The organism is Flavobacterium akiainvivens, assembly GCF_001278115.1.
Taxonomy (GTDB): Bacteria; Bacteroidota; Bacteroidia; order Flavobacteriales; family Flavobacteriaceae; genus Flavobacterium; species Flavobacterium akiainvivens.
On the sequence record NZ_LIYD01000005.1, the window covers coordinates 16,050 to 33,987 of the forward strand.

18 protein-coding genes are annotated in these 17,938 nt (G+C 42.7%); 14 read left to right on the forward strand and 4 right to left on the reverse strand.

Going from position 1 to position 17,938, the window contains the following annotated elements; genetic code table 11:
• Positions 1-31: 31 nt before the first annotated feature.
• On the reverse strand, positions 32-490 hold the full coding sequence (locus AM279_RS00130; protein WP_054405588.1) for a DUF4870 domain-containing protein: 459 nt from the start codon (positions 488-490) through the stop codon (positions 32-34).
• Between the two features lie 146 nt (positions 491-636).
• Here AM279_RS00130 and AM279_RS00135 point away from each other — a divergent pair, with 146 nt between their 5' ends.
• The 9 genes from AM279_RS00135 (at position 637) to AM279_RS00175 (ending at position 10,534) form a co-directional block, all read left to right on the forward strand.
• The gene (locus AM279_RS00135) at positions 637-1,098 is read left to right on the forward strand and encodes a DUF4442 domain-containing protein (RefSeq protein WP_054405590.1); all 462 of its coding nucleotides are present in this window, start codon (positions 637-639) and stop codon (positions 1,096-1,098) included.
• A 153-nt stretch (positions 1,099-1,251) separates the two neighbouring features.
• Positions 1,252-2,163: a TIGR01777 family oxidoreductase gene (locus AM279_RS00140; RefSeq protein WP_054405591.1), complete on the forward strand. Its 912-nt coding sequence runs from the start codon at positions 1,252-1,254 to the stop codon at positions 2,161-2,163.
• Between the two features lie 120 nt (positions 2,164-2,283).
• Positions 2,284-2,877, forward strand: a complete 594-nt coding sequence (locus AM279_RS00145; RefSeq protein WP_173571675.1) for a nucleotide exchange factor GrpE — start codon at positions 2,284-2,286, stop codon at positions 2,875-2,877.
• A 14-nt stretch (positions 2,878-2,891) separates the two neighbouring features.
• Positions 2,892-4,016: a molecular chaperone DnaJ gene (dnaJ, locus tag AM279_RS00150; RefSeq protein ID WP_054405595.1), complete on the forward strand. Its 1,125-nt coding sequence runs from the start codon at positions 2,892-2,894 to the stop codon at positions 4,014-4,016.
• Positions 4,017-4,207: 191 nt separating this feature from the next.
• Complete coding sequence (locus tag AM279_RS00155) at positions 4,208-5,137, forward strand: ABC transporter ATP-binding protein (RefSeq protein WP_054405596.1); 930 nt, start codon at positions 4,208-4,210, stop codon at positions 5,135-5,137.
• Position 5,138: 1 nt separating this feature from the next.
• Complete coding sequence (locus AM279_RS00160) at positions 5,139-6,431, forward strand: ABC transporter permease (RefSeq protein WP_054405598.1); 1,293 nt, start codon at positions 5,139-5,141, stop codon at positions 6,429-6,431.
• A 116-nt stretch (positions 6,432-6,547) separates the two neighbouring features.
• Positions 6,548-7,732: a DUF1624 domain-containing protein gene (locus AM279_RS00165; RefSeq protein WP_054405600.1), complete on the forward strand. Its 1,185-nt coding sequence runs from the start codon at positions 6,548-6,550 to the stop codon at positions 7,730-7,732.
• Positions 7,733-7,916: 184 nt separating this feature from the next.
• The gene (locus AM279_RS00170) at positions 7,917-9,785 is read left to right on the forward strand and encodes an ABC-F family ATP-binding cassette domain-containing protein (protein WP_054405602.1); all 1,869 of its coding nucleotides are present in this window, start codon (positions 7,917-7,919) and stop codon (positions 9,783-9,785) included.
• 131 nt (positions 9,786-9,916) lie between these two features.
• Positions 9,917-10,534 (forward strand): hypothetical protein, encoded by a 618-nt coding sequence (locus tag AM279_RS00175; protein ID WP_054405604.1) that lies wholly within the window; start codon positions 9,917-9,919, stop codon positions 10,532-10,534.
• A gap of 110 nt (positions 10,535-10,644) precedes the next feature.
• Here AM279_RS00175 and AM279_RS00180 read toward each other — a convergent pair whose 3' ends face one another.
• Complete coding sequence (locus AM279_RS00180; protein WP_054405606.1) at positions 10,645-10,899, reverse strand: DUF7218 family protein; 255 nt, start codon at positions 10,897-10,899, stop codon at positions 10,645-10,647.
• Between the two features lie 294 nt (positions 10,900-11,193).
• The gene (locus AM279_RS00185; RefSeq protein WP_054405608.1) at positions 11,194-11,877 is read right to left on the reverse strand and encodes a hypothetical protein; all 684 of its coding nucleotides are present in this window, start codon (positions 11,875-11,877) and stop codon (positions 11,194-11,196) included.
• A 337-nt stretch (positions 11,878-12,214) separates the two neighbouring features.
• Between AM279_RS00185 and AM279_RS00190 the strand changes: the two genes are divergently transcribed.
• The 5 genes from AM279_RS00190 (at position 12,215) to AM279_RS00210 (ending at position 17,165) form a co-directional block, all read left to right on the forward strand.
• On the forward strand, positions 12,215-12,631 hold the full coding sequence (locus AM279_RS00190) for an Hsp20/alpha crystallin family protein (protein ID WP_054410013.1): 417 nt from the start codon (positions 12,215-12,217) through the stop codon (positions 12,629-12,631).
• An 89-nt stretch (positions 12,632-12,720) separates the two neighbouring features.
• Positions 12,721-13,902, forward strand: coding sequence for a glycosyltransferase family 2 protein (locus AM279_RS00195; RefSeq protein WP_054405610.1), 1,182 nt, complete (start codon positions 12,721-12,723; stop codon positions 13,900-13,902).
• Between the two features lie 87 nt (positions 13,903-13,989).
• Positions 13,990-15,306, forward strand: coding sequence for a dihydrolipoamide acetyltransferase family protein (locus AM279_RS00200; protein ID WP_054405612.1), 1,317 nt, complete (start codon positions 13,990-13,992; stop codon positions 15,304-15,306).
• A 121-nt stretch (positions 15,307-15,427) separates the two neighbouring features.
• Positions 15,428-15,733 carry a hypothetical protein gene (locus AM279_RS00205; RefSeq protein WP_054405614.1) on the forward strand — a complete coding sequence of 102 codons (306 nt, stop codon included), beginning with the start codon at positions 15,428-15,430 and terminating at the stop codon, positions 15,731-15,733.
• Position 15,734: 1 nt separating this feature from the next.
• Entirely contained in the window at positions 15,735-17,165 is a 1,431-nt protein-coding gene (locus tag AM279_RS00210) for a metallophosphoesterase family protein (protein ID WP_143090415.1), read from the forward strand.
• A gap of 102 nt (positions 17,166-17,267) precedes the next feature.
• Here the strand turns inward: AM279_RS00210 and AM279_RS00215 are convergent, their stop codons facing one another.
• On the reverse strand, positions 17,268-17,900 hold the full coding sequence (locus AM279_RS00215; protein WP_054405617.1) for a carbonic anhydrase: 633 nt from the start codon (positions 17,898-17,900) through the stop codon (positions 17,268-17,270).
• Positions 17,901-17,938: the final 38 nt, after the last annotated feature.

The window sequence follows — 17,938 nt, forward strand, 5'->3', positions numbered from 1 at the left end:
GATTGATGATTGATGATGATTGAACTCGGTACTACTTTAAAAATTTAATGGTTAATGGAAAATTATAGTTTTCGCCGTTGCCGTTTTTTATGGCTGCGATTAAGATTATGATAAACTCTGCCACTTTTAATACAAAGGTCATTACCATCGCCACAATGCCCAGCATAACCAGCCCGCTTATTTTGGCATGCCTAATGCTCTCTGTGTCAAAATGCCACCTGCCGGTAAGCGATATGCTAAAATCTATATCGTTAAAAATGGTGTAGGCAAAAATTGGCGCGGCTATTATTATCAGCACAACAGTATATATAAGCAGACTCAGTTGAAAATTAATGGCCTGCTTGCCGTTATAATCTATAAATTTAGACTGGTCTTTTTTAGCACTCCATATAACTACAGGCAGTATAAAGTTGCCAAACGGAAAAATGTACTGTGCATAAGCGCTTAATTGTAAGAGCATTGCTGTGGTTTTGTTTTCTGTGGTTTCCATAGTATATGGGTATATCAGTTAATATTCTATGCAAATATATATCTAAAGGCAGGTAGTTTGTATTGCATAGTAGTTTAATTTAACAAAATATTAACATTTTGAAGTCCTGTTTAAAACCTGTATATTAGCTTAAAATCAAACCTGTAATGAAATTTACACCTTCTAAACTCAATACATTCCTCCTGTTTAAGCTGCCTTCGGCCTTTTTTTGCGGGGTGAGGGTTAAAGAAATATCGCCCGAAAAATGTGTGGCTACCGTTAAGCACCGCTGGATTAACCAAAATCCGTTCAACTCAATGTATTTTGCCGTACAGGCTATGGCGGCAGAGCTTACCACAGGGGCACTGGTAATGTATTATATAGCCCAAAGTGGTAAAAAAGTATCTATGCTTGTGGCTAATAACAAGAGCAACTTTAGCAAGAAAGCCCGTGGCAGGATAACCTTTACCTGCATTGATGGCCAATTGATACAGGCTGCTATAGAGCAGGCTATAGCAACGGGCGAGGGGCAAACCATCTGGATGAAATCTATCGGCACAGATGAAAAAGGCGACCGGGTAAGCGAACTGGATTTTGAGTGGAGTGTGAAGGTGAAACAAGATACTTAGGCTCTTAGGTTCTTAGGTTCTGAGTTTTTATCTAAGCACCTCAGTACCTCAGCCCCTCAGCACCTCTTCTAACTATTAAATATTAGTTAAACACTTATAAAATTAATAACAACCTGCTGTTTAGTGGGTATTTTTACAGCAAAATAGGCTAAAATGAAAGTGTTAATTACCGGCGCTACAGGACTTGTGGGGTCAGAGTTGGTATCGCTGCTGCTTAAAAATGGCGTGTATATTAACTATCTTACCACATCTGAAGATAAAATACAAAACGAAGAAAAGTACAAAGGTTACCTTTGGAACCCGCATACCGGCGAAATAGACGGTAATTGTATTGATGATGTAGATGCCGTAATACATCTTTCAGGGGCCTCAATATCAAAGCGCTGGACACCCTCTTACAAAGAAGAAATACTCGATAGCCGTATAGTAAGCACACAGGTGTTGCAACGCCTCCTTAAAAATAAGCCCAATAAAGTACAGCAGTTTATATGTGCTTCGGCCATAGGTGTTTATCCTGACAGCCAGGAAGCTATATACAACGAAGACAGTACAGACAGGGATAATTCTTTCCTGGGCCACGTGGTGCAAAAATGGGAAGACGCAGCAGACCAGATAGCCAAAATAGAGGGGATTAAAGTAGCTAAAATTCGTACCGGCTTAGTGCTTTCGGGCAAAGGGGGTATGCTTAAAGAGCTTTCAGGGCCTGTAAAGTTTGGTGTAGGCTCAGCTTTTGGTACCGGTAAGCAAATGCAGTCGTGGATTCACATCCGCGATTTGGTGGGTATTTACCATTTTGTGCTGGCACATACACTTGAAGGTGTTTTTAATGCCGTAGCGCCATATCCTGTAGATCAGGACACACTGGTTAAAACGGTGGCAAAAGTTATGGATAAGCCTTATTTTATGCCAAATATTCCTAAGTTTATCATAGAGGCTGCATTAGGCGAAATGAATACATTGCTGGTAACCAGCCAAAATGTGAGCGCCAAGAAAATCATTGGCGAAGGCTACCAGTTCAAATTTCTTTCGCTTGAAAAAGCCATTAAAAACGCTTTACATTCTTAACCAGAACAACATATAGTATAAAGCTGCCTGCGTCAGGGCGGCTTTTTTATTTCTGCCAATTTGACATTTTACGCATTTTGGCAATACTTTTGCAATTCGCTTTAGCGAACACCACTAATAATGTTTAAGAAAATATTTAAAAATATGAGCCACGATAAAGCTGAAAACGCTGAAAAGGACTTAAAGAACCAAGAAATTATCAACGAAGCTGAAACGGCTGAAAACGAGGCTGCTGCCGAAGGAATTGCAAGCGCTGAAGCCCTTACCGAAGAAGAAAAGCTTAGGGAAGAGCTGGCTAATGAAAAAGACAAATTCCTGCGTCTTTTTGCCGAGTTTGAAAACTATAAAAAGCGTACATCTAAAGAAAGAGTAGAGCTGTTTAAGACTGCCAACCAGGAGGTTTTACAGGCTATGCTGCCTGTAATGGACGATTTTGACAGGGCTATGGCACAAATTGCAAAATCTGAAGATGAGGTGCTGCTTAAAGGTGTTGAGCTTATACACAATAAACTGAAAGACACCCTTACAGGCAAAGGCCTTGAGCAGGTAGAAATTAAGGCCGGTGATGCCTTTAATGCCGATTTTGCAGAGGCTATCACCCAAATACCGGCACCTACCGAAGACCTTAAAGGCAAGATTGTAGATGTTATTGAAAAAGGTTACAAGCTGGGAGACAAGATTATACGTTTCCCTAAAGTGGTTATTGGCAACTAATACAACGGGCAAAGATGGCAAAGAAAGATTATTATGAAATATTGGGCATTGATAAAAGCGCATCGCCTGAGCAAATAAAAAAAGCATACCGCAAGAAAGCTGTTGAGTTTCACCCTGATAAAAACCCGGGAGACAAGGCTGCTGAGGAAAAATTTAAAGAAGCAGCCGAAGCTTATGAGGTGCTTAGCGATGCCGATAAAAAGGCGCGTTATGACCAGTTTGGCCACCAGGCGTTTGACGGCGGCGGTGGTTTCCACGGCGGTGGCGGTATGAATATGGATGACATTTTCAGCCAGTTTGGCGATATCTTTGGCAGTGCCTTTGGCGGTGGCGGTTTCGGCGGATTTGGCGGCGGCGCAGGCCAGCGCCGCATGAAAGGCAGCAACCTTCGTATAAAAGTAAAGCTTACCCTTGAAGAAGTTGCCAACGGTGTTGAGAAAAAGGTTAAGGTTAAGCGTAAAATACAGGCTAAGGGTGTAAGCTACAAGACCTGCCCAACCTGTAATGGTGCGGGCCAGGTAATGAAGGTTACAAACACCATTTTGGGCCGTATGCAAACTGCCAGCACCTGCCATACGTGTGGCGGTACAGGCCAGATTATAGACGGTAAGCCTAACCACGCGGATGCTCAGGGTATGGTAATGGAAGATGAAACCGTAAGCATAAAAATACCTGCCGGTGTGGCCGATGGCATGCAGCTTAAAGTAAGCGGAAAGGGTAATGACGCCCCGGGCAGCAACAGTATTCCGGGCGACCTTATTGTGGCTATTGAAGAAGTTGAGCACGAATCACTTAAGCGTGAAGGTGAAAACCTGCACCTTGATTTATACATAAGCGTGGCCGAAGCAGCGCTGGGTACGTCTAAGGATATTACAACTGTAGGCGGAAAGGCACGTATAAAACTGGAAGAGGGCATACAAAGCGGCAAGATTTTAAGGCTTAAAGGCAAGGGTTTGCCAAGCATAAACAGCTACGGTACGGGTGACCTTTTAGTACACATAAACGTTTGGACGCCAAAGAATTTGACCAAAGAACAGCGCCAGTTTTTTGAGAAAGCCCTTACAGAAGACAACTTTACACCAAAGCCGGAAAAGACCGAAAAATCTTTTTTTGAAAAAGTTAAAGATATGTTTTCATAATTTAAGAAATATTTATACATTTGAAATTCACTAGGTAACTAGTGAATTTTTCTTTTTCATAGCAATTTTTCCCACCCCTATGCAAATAAGGGTGGGTTTTTTATTTTTGGCAGGTTGAGTTAGCAACTTTGAACTTGAAACTTTAAACCTGAAACTAAAATATGTATCTTTACGCTCCGCAATAAAACAGCATGAAACCAATACTTGAAGTAAAAAACGTAGTTAAGCAGTATGGCAATTATACGGCGCTTAACAATGTTTCTCTTTCTGTGCCGCAAGGCAGCATTTACGGGCTTTTGGGCCCCAACGGTGCCGGAAAGACATCCCTTATACGCATCATTAACCAGATAACCATGCCCGATAGCGGCGAGATACTGCTTGACGGCGAGAGGTTAAATCCCGGCCACGTAGGTCATATTGGCTATATGCCCGAAGAGCGTGGCCTGTACAAAACCATGAAAGTGGGTGAGCAGGCATTATATCTGGCTCAATTAAAAGGGCTTAGCAAAAAAGAGGCCAAAGAGCAGCTTGACTATTGGTTTGAAAAACTGGAGATTACAGGCTGGTGGAACAAAAAAATACAGGAGCTGAGCAAGGGTATGGCCCAAAAAATTCAGTTTGTGGTAACGGTGCTGCACCGCCCTAAGCTACTGATACTTGATGAGCCTTTCAGTGGTTTTGACCCTGTTAACGCCAATCTTATTAAAGATGAGATACTTGAGCTGCGCGACAAGGGTACTACCGTAATATTTTCTACCCACAGGATGGAAACCGTAGAAGATATGTGCGACTATATTGCGCTGATACACAAGAGCAACAAGCTTATTGAGGGAGGCCTTAATGAGGTTAAAAAGCAATACCGCACCAATACTTTCCAGGTGGGTATAGCGCCCCATAACTTTCAGGGGCTGCTGGCCGATATCAGTACCAAATTTACCACGCGTCAGGCTAATTTCAAGACATTAGACGACGAACTGAAGCTGGAGGTAGACCTGCCGCAGGGCCACGCACCGCGCGAACTGATGCAGTATTTGCTTCAGCACGGGGAAGTTACCTACTTTGTGGAGAAAATCCCCAGCGTAAACGACATATTTATTCAAACCGTTAGCCAAAAGAAATAACATGAGCTTATCATTGATTATAAAAAGGGAATTTATTGCCAAAGTGCGCAATAAGTCGTTCATTGTCATGACGTTCCTTAGCCCTATACTTATTGTGGCAATGGCGGCTCTGATAGGCTACCTGGTAAGTGTAAATAACGATGAAGAGGTTAAAGTGGCTGTTTATGACCAGTTTAAACAACTTTCGGGCGACTTAAAGAGCGATGCCAAAACTAAGTATACTGACCTGAGTGCCATGCCTTTTGATAAAGCCCGCGAAGTGGCTTCAAAAGACTATGCCGGCCTGATATATGTGCCTGAACTAAAAGATATTACTGAGCTGAAAAGCAAGGTGCAATACATATCGGCAGACAGCCCAAATATGGACTTTGTGTCTGGTTTAGAGGGGGTTATTGGTGATAAAGTAACCCGTGCCAACCTTAAGGCCCTGAATTTTGACTACGATAAAATAGAAAAGGCCCAGGCTGAGGCTACAGTAAAGCTGAGCAAATTTGACGGTGAAGAGACCAATAAAAAGGCAACACTAATACGTATTATTATTGGTGCAGGCTCAGGCTACCTTATCATGATGTTTGTAATTATTTACGGTAACATGGTGATGCGCAGTGTTATAGAAGAAAAAACCAACCGTATTATCGAGATAATTGTATCGTCTGTTAAGCCATTTAAGCTTATGATGGGCAAGATTGTGGGTACATCACTGGCTGGTGTATTGCAGTTTACCATCTGGTGTGTACTGGGTATCGCGCTATTTATGGTGTTGGGCTTGTTTTTAGGTATGCAGATGGGCGGTGCAGCAGGCCAGGTTCAGGCGCAGGCAGCACAGGAGGGCGCAGAGGGCATTCAGGTTATTTTTACTGAACTGTCTAAACTACCGCTTTTAAGTATAATGATCTCATTCTTAGTGTATTTTATAGGTGGTTTCTTTCTGTACAGCTCACTTTATGCCGCCATTGGCGCAGCCGTTGACAGCGAAACCGACAGCCAGCAATTCCTGTTGCCTATCATAATGCCTTTAATGCTAGCGGTTTACGTAGGTTTCTTCTCTGTAGTAACCGACCCGCACGGTACTGTAGCCGTGATTTTCAGCTATATACCGCTTACCTCTCCCATTGTAATGATGATGCGTATACCGTTTGGGGTTTCAATATGGGAGGTATTAGCTTCGTTAACAATACTTTACGCTACGTTTTTTGGCGTAGTATGGTTTGCCGCCAAAATATACCGCATAGGTATCCTTATGTATGGCAAGAAGCCTACTTACAAAGAGATATTCAAATGGCTTAAGTATTAATTAGTTACGGCTGATTTGTCATTTCGAACAGCGCTTTAGCGGAGTTGAGAAATCTCTTGTTGAAATATTGGCAGTAGCAAACTTTTGCTATATTTACGGCTGAAAACCAACCTTTTATGGATACCATTACCAAGCGAATCCAGAGTATTGATGTGCTCCGGGGCATTATTATGGCTATTATGGCACTGGATCACAGCCGTGATTTCTTCCACGTTTCAGCCATGACGGCCGACCCTTTAGATGCTGAAACCACAACACCTATGTTGTTCTTTACCAGGTGGATAACCCATTTTTGTGCGCCAACGTTTGTGTTCTTATCGGGTACGAGTATTTATCTGCAAAGCCTGCGTAAAACACCTAAAGAGCTGGCTTTCTTTTTGTTAACGCGTGGTTTATGGCTTGTTTTGGCAGAACTTACCATTGTGGGCTTCGGGTGGAGCTTTGATTATATGTTCCGGTTTTTCTTCCTGCAGGTTATCTGGGCCATAGGGTGGAGTATGATAATCCTTTCAGTATTAGTGCTTTGCCCGTACTGGGTACTGGCTGCATTGGGTGTTGCTATTACCCTGGGCCATAATGCTGTAGACTATATCCCTATAACTAACCCAACCGCCGAAATGGCTGCCAATGCCCTGATTATGACCAATCATAAGGTGTATGTTGTTGGTTCTTCGGGAGTTATGTTTGGCTACGCCATCCTGCCGTGGACGGGCATTATGCTCCTGGGCTTTGCTGTGGGTAGATGGTTCAATACCAGGCTTGTAACACCACAGCATCGCAAAAAAGTACTGGTCAGCTTTGGGCTTTTGCTGTGTACTTTGTTTGTATTGTTAAGATTTTCAAATAGTTATGGTGACCCTTCTCCATGGATACCCCGCGACACCGCCACCAAAACCATTATAGCATTCCTTAATGTAACCAAGTACCCGCCATCGCTTATGTATGCCTGTATGACGCTGGGGCCGAGCCTGTTAGTGCTTGCCGCAATAGAGGGGATGCAAAACCGTATAACCAACATTTTCAATGTGTTTGGTAGGGTGCCGTTCTTCTATTATGTGCTGCACATATACGTTATCCACCTGCTTACCGTAGTTATGTTTTATATGCAAGGCTTTGATTTTCAAGATAATTTCAGGGAAAACTTCGTTACTTTTGCCTTCCGGCCGAGGGAAAGTTTCGGGGTTTCGTTAGCGGCTACCTACCTGCTTTGGGTGTTGGTGCTTGTACTTTGTTATTTTCCGTCGAGGTGGTATAACAACTATAAATCAACGCACAAAAAGTGGTGGCTCAGCTATATTTAACGGTTACAGAAAATTCTTTCAATTTAACACGATTTTAACGCTAATTTTTCACTTTCGGAATTCATTTTCACGGTGTGAAGTATAAAAATAGTTGAGCCACAAATTTCATGAAATTGATTTGTCCAAATTCGTGAAATTCGTGGCTCAAAAAAATTAAAATCCTACTTTTGCAAAAAACCACGCAGTGAATTACCTTTCAGTAGAAAACATATCAAAGTCCTTTGGCGAGCGTACCCTGTTTGAGGGCATTTCTTTCGGCATCAACAAAGACCAGAAAATAGCCTTTGTGGCCAAGAACGGCACGGGCAAAACCAGCATCCTTAAAATTATAACCGGCGAAGACCAGCCCGATACCGGCCAGGTGGTTATCCGTAAGGAGATAAAAATGGCGTTTTTGAGCCAGGAGCCCAACCTGCAGCCTGAACTTACCATTGAGGAGAGCATCTTTGCCAGCGATAACGAAATCCTGAAGGTGATTGAGCAGTACGAAAAAGCGCTTGAAAACCCCGAGAACGAGGAAGCCTACCAAAAGGCATTTGAGCGTATGGAGCTGCACAACGCGTGGGATTTTGAAACCCAGTACAAGCAAATCCTGTTTAAACTAAAGCTGGAGGACCTGAAACTGAAGGTTAAAAACCTGAGTGGCGGGCAAAAAAAACGCCTTGCACTGGCCATCATCCTTATCAGCAGGCCTGATTTGCTGATACTCGATGAGCCTACCAACCACCTTGACCTGGAAATGATTGAGTGGCTGGAAAATTACTTCGCTAAAGAAAACATGACCCTGTTTATGGTTACGCACGACCGTTTCTTCCTGGAGCGCGTGTGTAACGAGATTATAGAGCTCGATAACGGCAAACTGTACCAGTACAAAGGCAACTACAGCTACTACCTGCAAAAGAAGGAAGAGCGCATTGCTGCCGAAAACGCCAGTATAGACAAGGCCAAGAACCTGTATGTTAAAGAACTCGACTGGATGCGCCGCCAGCCCAAGGCGCGTACCACAAAGAGCAAGAGCCGCCAGGACGATTTTTATGTAATACAGGAAAAAGCCCACAGCCGCCGTAAAGAGCACCAGGTTGAGCTCGAAATCAACATGGAGCGTATGGGCAGCAAAGTGGTGGAGCTGCATAATATATCTAAGACCTTTGGTAACAAAAAGATACTCGACAACTTTAACTACAACTTTAAGCGTGGCGAGCGCATAGGTATCATCGGCAAGAACGGAACGGGTAAGTCAACATTCCTCAACCTGCTTACGCAAACCCTGCCGGTAGATAGCGGCAAGGTGGTGGTGGGCGAAACCATAAAGCTGGGCTACTACACCCAGGCGGGCATTAACCCCAAGCCGGAGCAAAAGGTTATAGACATCATAAAGGAGTTTGGCGAGTTTATCCCCCTTGCAAAAGGTCGTATAATTAGTGCGAGCCAGCTGTTGGAGCGCTTTTTATTTGACCGTAAAAAGCAGTACGATTTTGTAGAAAAGCTAAGCGGTGGCGAGCTTAAGCGCCTGTACCTGTGTACGGTGTTGATACAGAACCCCAACTTCCTGATTCTCGATGAACCCACTAACGACCTTGATATTGTAACGCTAAACGTTTTGGAACAGTTCCTTTTAGACTATCCCGGTTGCCTTTTGGTAGTAAGCCACGACCGTTATTTTATGGATAAGATTGTAGACCACCTGTTTGTGTTCCGTGGTGAGGGCGAGGTTGAAGATTTCCCCGGTAACTATAGCGACTGGCGTACCTATGAAGACAGTAGCCCCCCAGCCCCCAAAGGGGGAGGTGAAGATGCTAAAAACGTAAAATCGAACTGGAAGCAGGGCAACGTTAAGGCAGGCCTTACCTTTAACGAGCAAAAGGAATACGACAAGATAGAAAAGGAAATAAAAGACCTGGAGCGCAATAAAGAGGCTATAGAGCAGCAGTTTAGCGACGGTACCATTGCTGAAGCCGACATCTCTAAAAAAGCTGATGAACTGCAACGCATACTAACCGATATAGACACCAAAACCGAACGCTGGTTTGAGCTTAGCGCGAAGATGGAATAAGCCCCCTAACCCCCAAAGGGGGAATTCGGACTGTTGACATAATGATGGATATTACTAAGGCATTACTAAATTAAACTACGAGTGAAGCTCCCTCCCCTCTCCTTTGGAGAGGGGGTGGGGGTGAGGCCAATATGAAACCACAAACCTACAATTCATTTCTCTGGAACTCCGTTAGTGACCACGGGTTGCATTCGCCGTTTGTATACTCATTTGTAAGCAGCACTTTTTATGAAGGCAGAAAGCCCAAAAATGTAAAAGCCGCCGCAGGCCTTGACCGCCACGCACTCGAAACCCTGTACAAGGTAATAACCAACCGTAAGGCGTTTAAGCTGCTGGTGCTGGGCAATGAAGCCCCTGCGGTAACTGAAGCCATACGCGAAGTAGCAGGGCAGGAAAACGGGCAGGTATGGTTTTTTAGTGAACTCGCGTCGGTGCCCGGTGGGCTTGATATGGCAATACTTACCGGTAAGGGCGCTGAGAGCCTTTTAGAGCAGCTACAGCGTGCCCATCAGGACAGTAATAACAATACCATAGTTGCAGTGCCAAACATCCATACAACGCCGTTTATGGAAGCAGCATGGGCACAGATTAAAAACGCGCCTAACGTTACCGTTACCATAGATACCTATCATGTGGGGCTTGTGTTCTTCAGGAAAGGGCAGGCCAACCAGCATTTTGCGGTGCGCCCCGATAAACGGGTTCTGCGTGATGCTTTATTAGGGGCTAAGAATTTATGGGGGCTTTTTTAGAATTTGATTTTTGGATTATTCGATTTTTGGATTTTTGGATTTTTCGACTGCACTCAATTAACCAAGCCATCGAACCATCGAATAATCCAATAATCGAACTATCGAATAACCTAATTATTCCGTAGCGCATGCGCTAACTCCGCCTTAGTCATTTTGCTGCGGCCTTCAATACCTACCTTTTTAGCCTCGTCATACAGGCTTTGTTTGGTGCGTCCTTCATATTTTTCGGCTTTTCCGCCGCGGTGCTCAGCACCTTTACTGTTGGCTATACGCGCACTTTTTTCTTTGCTGTAGCCTTTGTCGCGAAGGGCCTCATACTGGTCTTTATCCTTAACCTGCGGGCCCGGTGATTTTCTTCCCGGCATAATTTTATTTTTTTTTGATTTCTAAAATTCCTGATAATTGAACAATCGAACCATCGAACCATCGAATAATCCAAAAATCCAACCATCCTTTAAAAACCCCACAGGCATACTGTAAGCATGCGGCTGCGGGGGAATTTAAAATAATTACTGTTATAAAGTTAAGCATCAGTGTTTTGAACACCCGTTAACCGCGGGTTAAAAACCCTTAAGCAAACGCTAAAAAAAAGAGGCACACCATGTGGCGTGCCCCTTTCAGCAGAATGTATGTAAAAACCTTTATAATTTCTAAAATCCTTAGTTCGCCTTTTCTTTGGCGTCTTTATTTTCTTCGCTTTTAGCGGTCATACGCTCCCATTTAAATGATGGGGCAAATTTAAGTTTAAGGCCTGCAATCTTGTTGTTGTCAGAGCTGGTAAGGCCTTCTTTCTCTACCGTATTCTTACGTGAGTCAAGGGCTTCATACCATGCCTTGATTTTATCAAGGTCCTGGCGGCTGTAAGAATCTTTGTTAGTTTTAAACGTTTCGTAGAAGTTTTGGTAAACCGAAAGGATGTTGTCTTTGTTTACCCATGCAAACGTCATATCGTTACCTACTACAGTACCGGCGCCAAAAAGCGAGTCGGCCAATGCATTGCCACTTGCGGCAGCCTCAGTTTGTTTTTGTTTAGCAGCTTCAGCTTCAGCCTGGGCTTTAACACCGTCGTATTTCACTTTGCTGTCGTCTATCCTTTCTTTGGCCTTAGCTTCATTTTCCAGGGTAGCAAGGGCGGCTTCGGCTTCGGCAAGGCGCGCTTCATATCCGGCCTGTATGGCTTCCCAGTCTTTGGCTTTGGTAGCGGCATCAAGGTTATTAACCGAATCTACATATACTACATAGGTATCAACGTTCTTTTCGGCAGTCATTTTGGCCTCATCTTTACAAGAGGTAAGGGCAACGGCTACAACAGCAGCACCCAGCATTACTTTTAGATTTTTCATGGTTGTTATGGATTTTTTGTTACTTTTTAGTAGAACGAATTTCTAAACATTTTGCGATATAAAAAAACTAAGTATACATTCATTAAGAATAGTTTAATATAATTGTGACCATTTTAAGTATTTTATAAAATTGTTAACAAGGTTGTTGTTCGTGGTTTCAGGGTTCATTGTTCGGTGTTGAGCGCTAACAATGAACCCTGAACAATGAACCCTGAATTGCTTAAGCTGTCTTTTTGTCTGCAAAAGCGTCATTTTGTCATTATTTTAAGGTTTGGAATATTTGTTGCCTTATACATAGCAAATGAGTAATAATCTTAAAATCAAAAAACATAAAATCATGAATGCAGTAAAACGTAACCCAAGGAATTTTTTTATAGACGAATTTTTTAAAGACTGGGCGGGTGGCAGCCAGGTGGCGCACAGGGTTCCGCCGGTAAATATTAAGGAAACCAATGCGGCTTACAGCGTAGCGCTGGTAGCCCCGGGCCTTAAAAAAGAAGATTTTAATATAGAGGTAGATAAAGGCGTGCTAACCATTTCGCACACGGCATCTACCCAAAATACAGGGCAGGAAGAGGGTAAGTTTACCCGCAGGGAGTTTGTAAGCACCTCGTTTAAAAGGGCGTTTACACTACCTGAAACGGTTAATGAAGAAGATATAAATGCAGTATATGCCGATGGTATACTTACCCTTACACTGCCTAAAAAAGAAGAAGAGCAGCCTAAAGAAAAAAGGCAGATTGTAATTTCATAATGATTGAGTTTAGTTAGTTGAAAAGCGTCTCCGTAGCACGGGGGCGCTTTTTTATTGGGGTAATTTTTACTAAAATTATATATTTGCGCATGCAGTTGTCGGTCATCATACTTAACTATAATGTACGCTATTTTTTAGAGCAGTGCGTGCTTAGTGTACAGGAAGCCCTTAAAGGTATTGAGGCAGAGGTTATTGTGGTTGATAATAATTCGCCCGACGACAGTTGTGTCATGATGCGTACGCGTTTCCCGCACATTACCCTGATTGAAAATAAAGAAAACACCGGTTTCCCAAAAGGGAATAACATAGGTGTGGCGGTGGCTAAGGGCAAATACATTTGCATACTAAACCCTGATACTGTAGTGTCTAACGATACGTTTACCAAACTGCTGGCCCTTGCTCCTCATAAGTCCGATATGGGTATTGCTACCGTTAAGCTGGTAGACGGCAGGGGGCGTTTTTTACCCGAAAGCAAAATGGGCATACCCACACCATGGGTGGCTGCAACCAAAATTTTAGGCCTGTACAAAATATTCCCTAAGTGGAGGCTGGTTAACCGTTACTATGCCATGCACCTGCAGCCCCATGAGGCCGGCAAGGTGGGTATTGTGGTAGGTGCATTTATGTTTATGGAACGCAGCCTTTACAACAGTGTTGGCGGTTTTGATGAGGAGTTTTTTATGTATATAGAAGATTTCGACCTGTCGTACACCATACTCAAAACCGGGTGCAGCAACTATTATCTGCCTGTCACGTCGGTTATACATTATAAAGGGGAGAGCACCGTTAAAGACGGTACTTACATGGTGCGCTTTAAGCAGGGTATGCAGCGTTTTTACCAAAAGCATTTCCGCAGGTCGCCTTTATTTGATTTAATGATGGATGCCGGTACGCTGTTCTTTTCCAAAACCAAAAAAATTACCGATGGCGCTGTTGAAAAACCGCACCACTACATACTTTTTAGTGCCAATGCCGGCCTGAAAACGCTTGTTTCGCAACAGTTTAACCATGATGTAAAACAGTATGAAACATATGCTGATGCTACACTGGCCTCAATCCCTGATGCAGAAAGTGCGCATACAGAGATAATATTCGATAACGAATTGCTTACCTTTGGAGATATAATTGCCGCCATGGAGCGCTTTACCCACAAAGGCTTTACTTTTAAGATAAAGCCCGCTGGCAGCGACTTTATGCTGGGCAGCAACAGCAGTAACGACAGGGGAGAGGTAATCCTGTTGCAAAAAAGCACTGCTGAGGCTGTTTTGTAGTTTTATTTTACACAAAATGCTTTTATAGAACTATTTTTTTATTATTTTCGCAAGTATAAATACTTATTTTACCTTTAGGTTAACAATATGGCAAAATTCGAACTCAAGCTTCCGAAAATGGGGGAAAGCGTTGCAGAGGCAACTATTACCAACTGGCTTAAAAAAGTGGGCGACCACATAGCGGCCGACGAAGCCGTACTGGAAATAGCAACCGATAAGGTAGACTCTGAAGTGCCCAGCGAAGTGAGCGGCACCCTTACCGAAATATTTTTTAAAGAAAATGATGTGGTTCAGGTGGGCCAAACCATTGCCCATATAGAAACCGAAGGCGGCGTGGTGGTAGATGCCCCGTCTGAAGCTACACCAGCCGTTACAGAAAACATACAGGCCATAGAAAAAACGGTTACCGCAGCTAAAGAAGCCGTGGCTACACCCGAAGATTTCTCGGGCTCTGAAAAATTCTTCTCACCGCTGGTTAAAAATATAGCCAAAGAAGAAGGCGTTACCCTTGCCGAGCTTGAAAGCATAAACGGCACCGGCAAAGACGGCCGTGTTACCAAAGATGATATACTGGGGTATGTGAAAGAAAAATCACAAAATCCAAATGCCAAATCACAAACTGTAGCCGCCAACTCTCAACCCGCAACTCTCAACCCGCAACCACAAACACCGAAGGCAGCGCCTTCGGTTAACGGCCAGGACGAGATTGTAGAGATGGACCGTATGCGTAAGCTTATTTCGGGCTACATGGTGCAGAGTGTGCAAACCTCGGCCCACGTACAGTCGTTTATAGAGGTAGACGTTACCAATATTGTAAAATGGCGCGATAAGGTTAAAACAGCCTTTGAAAAGCGTGAGGGCGAAAAGCTTACGTTTACCCCTATATTTATGGAAGCCGTAGCCAAGGCGCTTAAAGACTTCCCGGGTATGAACATTAGTGTAGACGGCGAATACATCATTAAAAAGAAAAACATCAACCTGGGTATGGCGGCAGCCCTGCCTAACGGAAACCTTATAGTGCCCGTAATTAAAAATGCCGACCAGCTTAACCTGGTAGGTATGGCCAAAGCCGTAAACGACCTTGGCAACCGTGCTAAGGCCGGTAAGCTAAAACCCGATGATACACAGGGCGGTACGTATACCGTTACCAACGTGGGTACGTTTGGCAGTGTGTTTGGTACGCCTATCATCAACCAGCCGCAGGTGGGTATTTTAGCCCTTGGCGCCATACGCAAAGTGCCTGCTGTTATAGAGACTCCTGATGGCGATTTTATAGGCATACGCCAAAAAATGTTCCTGTCGCACAGCTACGACCACCGTGTGGTAGACGGCGCACTGGGTGGCTCTTTCGTAAAACGCGTTGCCGAATATCTTGAAGCGTTTGACCCTAAGCGCGACTTTTAATTTTTAGACTTTTATATTGATAGAAAGCCTCACTTTTGTGGGGCTTTTTTGTTAAGTAATTACAGAAAAATTGTATTAATTTTTTTAAATTTGTATTAATCAACCAATTAATCTCAAATTTATGTATCATACAGTTATTCCAGTTTCAGATGATTACAATCCTATTGTAGTTGAAGGTAGTATTAAAACACAGGTACTTATATTTAATGCGGGTCCAGCTGCTATTAAGGTTCAGGCTTGGGATAATTGGAAAGGCAAACAGAGGGGAGGATATGAGAATTCTGAAGCTAATTATAGTCTTGAGCTTAGACCTGGTAATGAAAGAATCGTTTCTGGTTCTTTAATAAGAGCAGCTATTCATAAAAAGACTTTTAACGAAGAGTCTTTTGCGGCTATTGGTGTACTTGTAATTGCTGAAAGAATTTAATATGGAAACTGATTATATAAACCAAATTACTATTTATCATTTTTCAGATCTACATTTTGGTAAATATCATATTTGTAATCCCGATGATCCAACTGCACATAATGATGGTATTCCCAGCTTAGGGGAATTGGTATCAAACGATTTGCAAAATGAAGTGAAAGATTCTCCTGTAATTATTGCTGTTTCGGGCGACTTTACTCAAGCCTGTCAATATAAAGAGTTTGTTCAGGCAGATGATTTTCTTAATAAAGTGCTATCATCAAAAACTTTTGAAAAACTAAATAAATCAGATGTTTTTATGGTTCCGGGAAACCACGATGTGGTTTTCAATAGCTCACATGCTGAAGAAAGATTTCAGCCTTATTGTAATTTTTACAATAAATTTTACAAAGGGTTTAGAGAGAATATTGGACCAAATGAATCTTTGTCTCTAACTCAAGTTCACAAGCTGAATAAGGATGGCAATAAGATTTTGTTTGCAGAGATTAATTGTTGCATGTATGTGCAAAATGATACCGTTGATAAAAGTCGGGGGCAAGTTGGAATTGATGCTATAACAAAACTAAAGGAAGTTTTGGAGAATTATAGTAAAGAATCTGATTTTGACGATCATATAAAAATAGCAATGATTCATCACCATGTGGTTTTATTGCCTTCATTTATTGAGCCGGGTAGAGGAGTTGACTCAATTATGAATGCAAATTATCTTTTGGAAGTTTTAAGTGATTATGGCTTTCATATAATACTTCACGGACATAAACATTATCCTCAGATCTTTTCTTATGATCCATTACCTTTATGGGGAAAGAGCAAAAATAACATACCTCAATTGGTTGTATCAGGAGGCAGTTGTGGGAGTTCCGAGTTGCCAAATGGGATGGCAAGGTGTAATACTTATGGGATTATAAAAATAAAATGGCATCCAAAAAGCCAACAGGCAAGAATAAAGGTTGAAACAAGAGGGCTTGAAAATTATGGGCCTAATGGTAAATTGCTGCCAAGTTTATGGAAATGGAAAGAAGTTAATGTAACTGATAAGGCTATTGCAACTCATATGAATTTGCCGAAGCCTAAATTTGTAGAGACATTTGATTGGGATAGTGATGATAGAATTGAATATTATAAGCAATTGCGAGGCTCTATGCCTGTTGTTGAATTGATTCCTTCTCTTGTCCCTGGACAGGCTTTTGAAGCACGTGCTTGGATAGCTTCACATTGGGAACAAAAACAAGATGAACAACTGGTTAAAGTTGAATGGTCAGCAGGTCCGAAGTTTAAGAAAAAGCAAATAGCAAATTTTGATACAAATCCTAATTTTTGTATAGCTTATCAATATTATGGGCCAATGGTAATTGAAGCAAAAATGACGTTTGCAGATAAATATACGGCCACAGCATTTGTATATGCCCACATGCCCAAAAAAGATATTTAATTGCCTTTAGAGTTATTGATACTGTAGTTGCTTAATATTCCGTTTATGGTATATAAAAAAAGCTGCCTCATGGGGCAGCTTCTATACATTTACTGTTACAAATTACTCGCTCGCAATTTTGTAAATATCTACAATGTTGCTGGTAACTTCATCAAAATCAATTTCAAGGTCAACCAGCTTACCGCTGCGTATGTCAAAAATCCAGCCGTGCACGGTAATGCCCCTTTCATCTTTGGCCTTTTGTACTTCGGCAGTTTTAATTACGTTAATACACTGCTCCTGTACGTTAAGCTCCACAAGGCGGTCATAGCGTTTAGCCATGTCTTCAATGCTGTTAAGCTCTTTGCGGTGCAGGCGGTACACATCGCGAATGTTGCGTAGCCATGGGTTTAGTATACCCAGGTCGCTTTGTTCCATGGCAGCCTTAACGCCGCCGCAGTTGTAGTGGCCGCATACCACCACGTGGTTTACCTTAAGGTGGCTTACCGCATAGTTTATAACCGACATTACGTTAAGGTCGGTATTGGGCACCATGTTGGCAATATTGCGGTGCACAAAGGCCATACCGGGCTTAACACCCATAAGCTCTTCGGCGGTAACGCGGCTGTCTGAGCAGCCTATGTATAAAATTTCAGGCGTTTGGCCTGCAGCCAGAGTATCAAAATACTTATCGTCTATTTCAAGCTGCTTGGCAATCCAGGTACTGTTATTTTCAAAAACCTGTTTAATATCCATAGTTGTTAGTTTTTAAGTTGTTTCATCAAAAATAGTAA

Coding starts and splice junctions, on each gene's coding strand:
- AM279_RS00195 (WP_054405610.1), top strand. CDS start 12,721: ATGCAGTTGTCGGTCATCATACTTAACTATAATGTACGCTATTTTTTA.
- AM279_RS00185 (WP_054405608.1), bottom strand. CDS start 11,877: ATGAAAAATCTAAAAGTAATGCTGGGTGCTGCTGTTGTAGCCGTTGCC.
- AM279_RS00160 (WP_054405598.1), top strand. CDS start 5,139: ATGAGCTTATCATTGATTATAAAAAGGGAATTTATTGCCAAAGTGCGC.
- AM279_RS00165 (WP_054405600.1), top strand. CDS start 6,548: ATGGATACCATTACCAAGCGAATCCAGAGTATTGATGTGCTCCGGGGC.
- dnaJ (WP_054405595.1), top strand. CDS start 2,892: ATGGCAAAGAAAGATTATTATGAAATATTGGGCATTGATAAAAGCGCA.
- AM279_RS00210 (WP_143090415.1), top strand. CDS start 15,735: ATGGAAACTGATTATATAAACCAAATTACTATTTATCATTTTTCAGAT.
- AM279_RS00190 (WP_054410013.1), top strand. CDS start 12,215: ATGAATGCAGTAAAACGTAACCCAAGGAATTTTTTTATAGACGAATTT.
- AM279_RS00205 (WP_054405614.1), top strand. CDS start 15,428: ATGTATCATACAGTTATTCCAGTTTCAGATGATTACAATCCTATTGTA.
- AM279_RS00155 (WP_054405596.1), top strand. CDS start 4,208: ATGAAACCAATACTTGAAGTAAAAAACGTAGTTAAGCAGTATGGCAAT.
- AM279_RS00145 (WP_173571675.1), top strand. CDS start 2,284: ATGTTTAAGAAAATATTTAAAAATATGAGCCACGATAAAGCTGAAAAC.
- AM279_RS00140 (WP_054405591.1), top strand. CDS start 1,252: ATGAAAGTGTTAATTACCGGCGCTACAGGACTTGTGGGGTCAGAGTTG.
- AM279_RS00180 (WP_054405606.1), bottom strand. CDS start 10,899: ATGCCGGGAAGAAAATCACCGGGCCCGCAGGTTAAGGATAAAGACCAG.
- AM279_RS00215 (WP_054405617.1), bottom strand. CDS start 17,900: ATGGATATTAAACAGGTTTTTGAAAATAACAGTACCTGGATTGCCAAG.
- AM279_RS00135 (WP_054405590.1), top strand. CDS start 637: ATGAAATTTACACCTTCTAAACTCAATACATTCCTCCTGTTTAAGCTG.
- AM279_RS00175 (WP_054405604.1), top strand. CDS start 9,917: ATGAAACCACAAACCTACAATTCATTTCTCTGGAACTCCGTTAGTGAC.
- AM279_RS00130 (WP_054405588.1), bottom strand. CDS start 490: ATGGAAACCACAGAAAACAAAACCACAGCAATGCTCTTACAATTAAGC.
- AM279_RS00200 (WP_054405612.1), top strand. CDS start 13,990: ATGGCAAAATTCGAACTCAAGCTTCCGAAAATGGGGGAAAGCGTTGCA.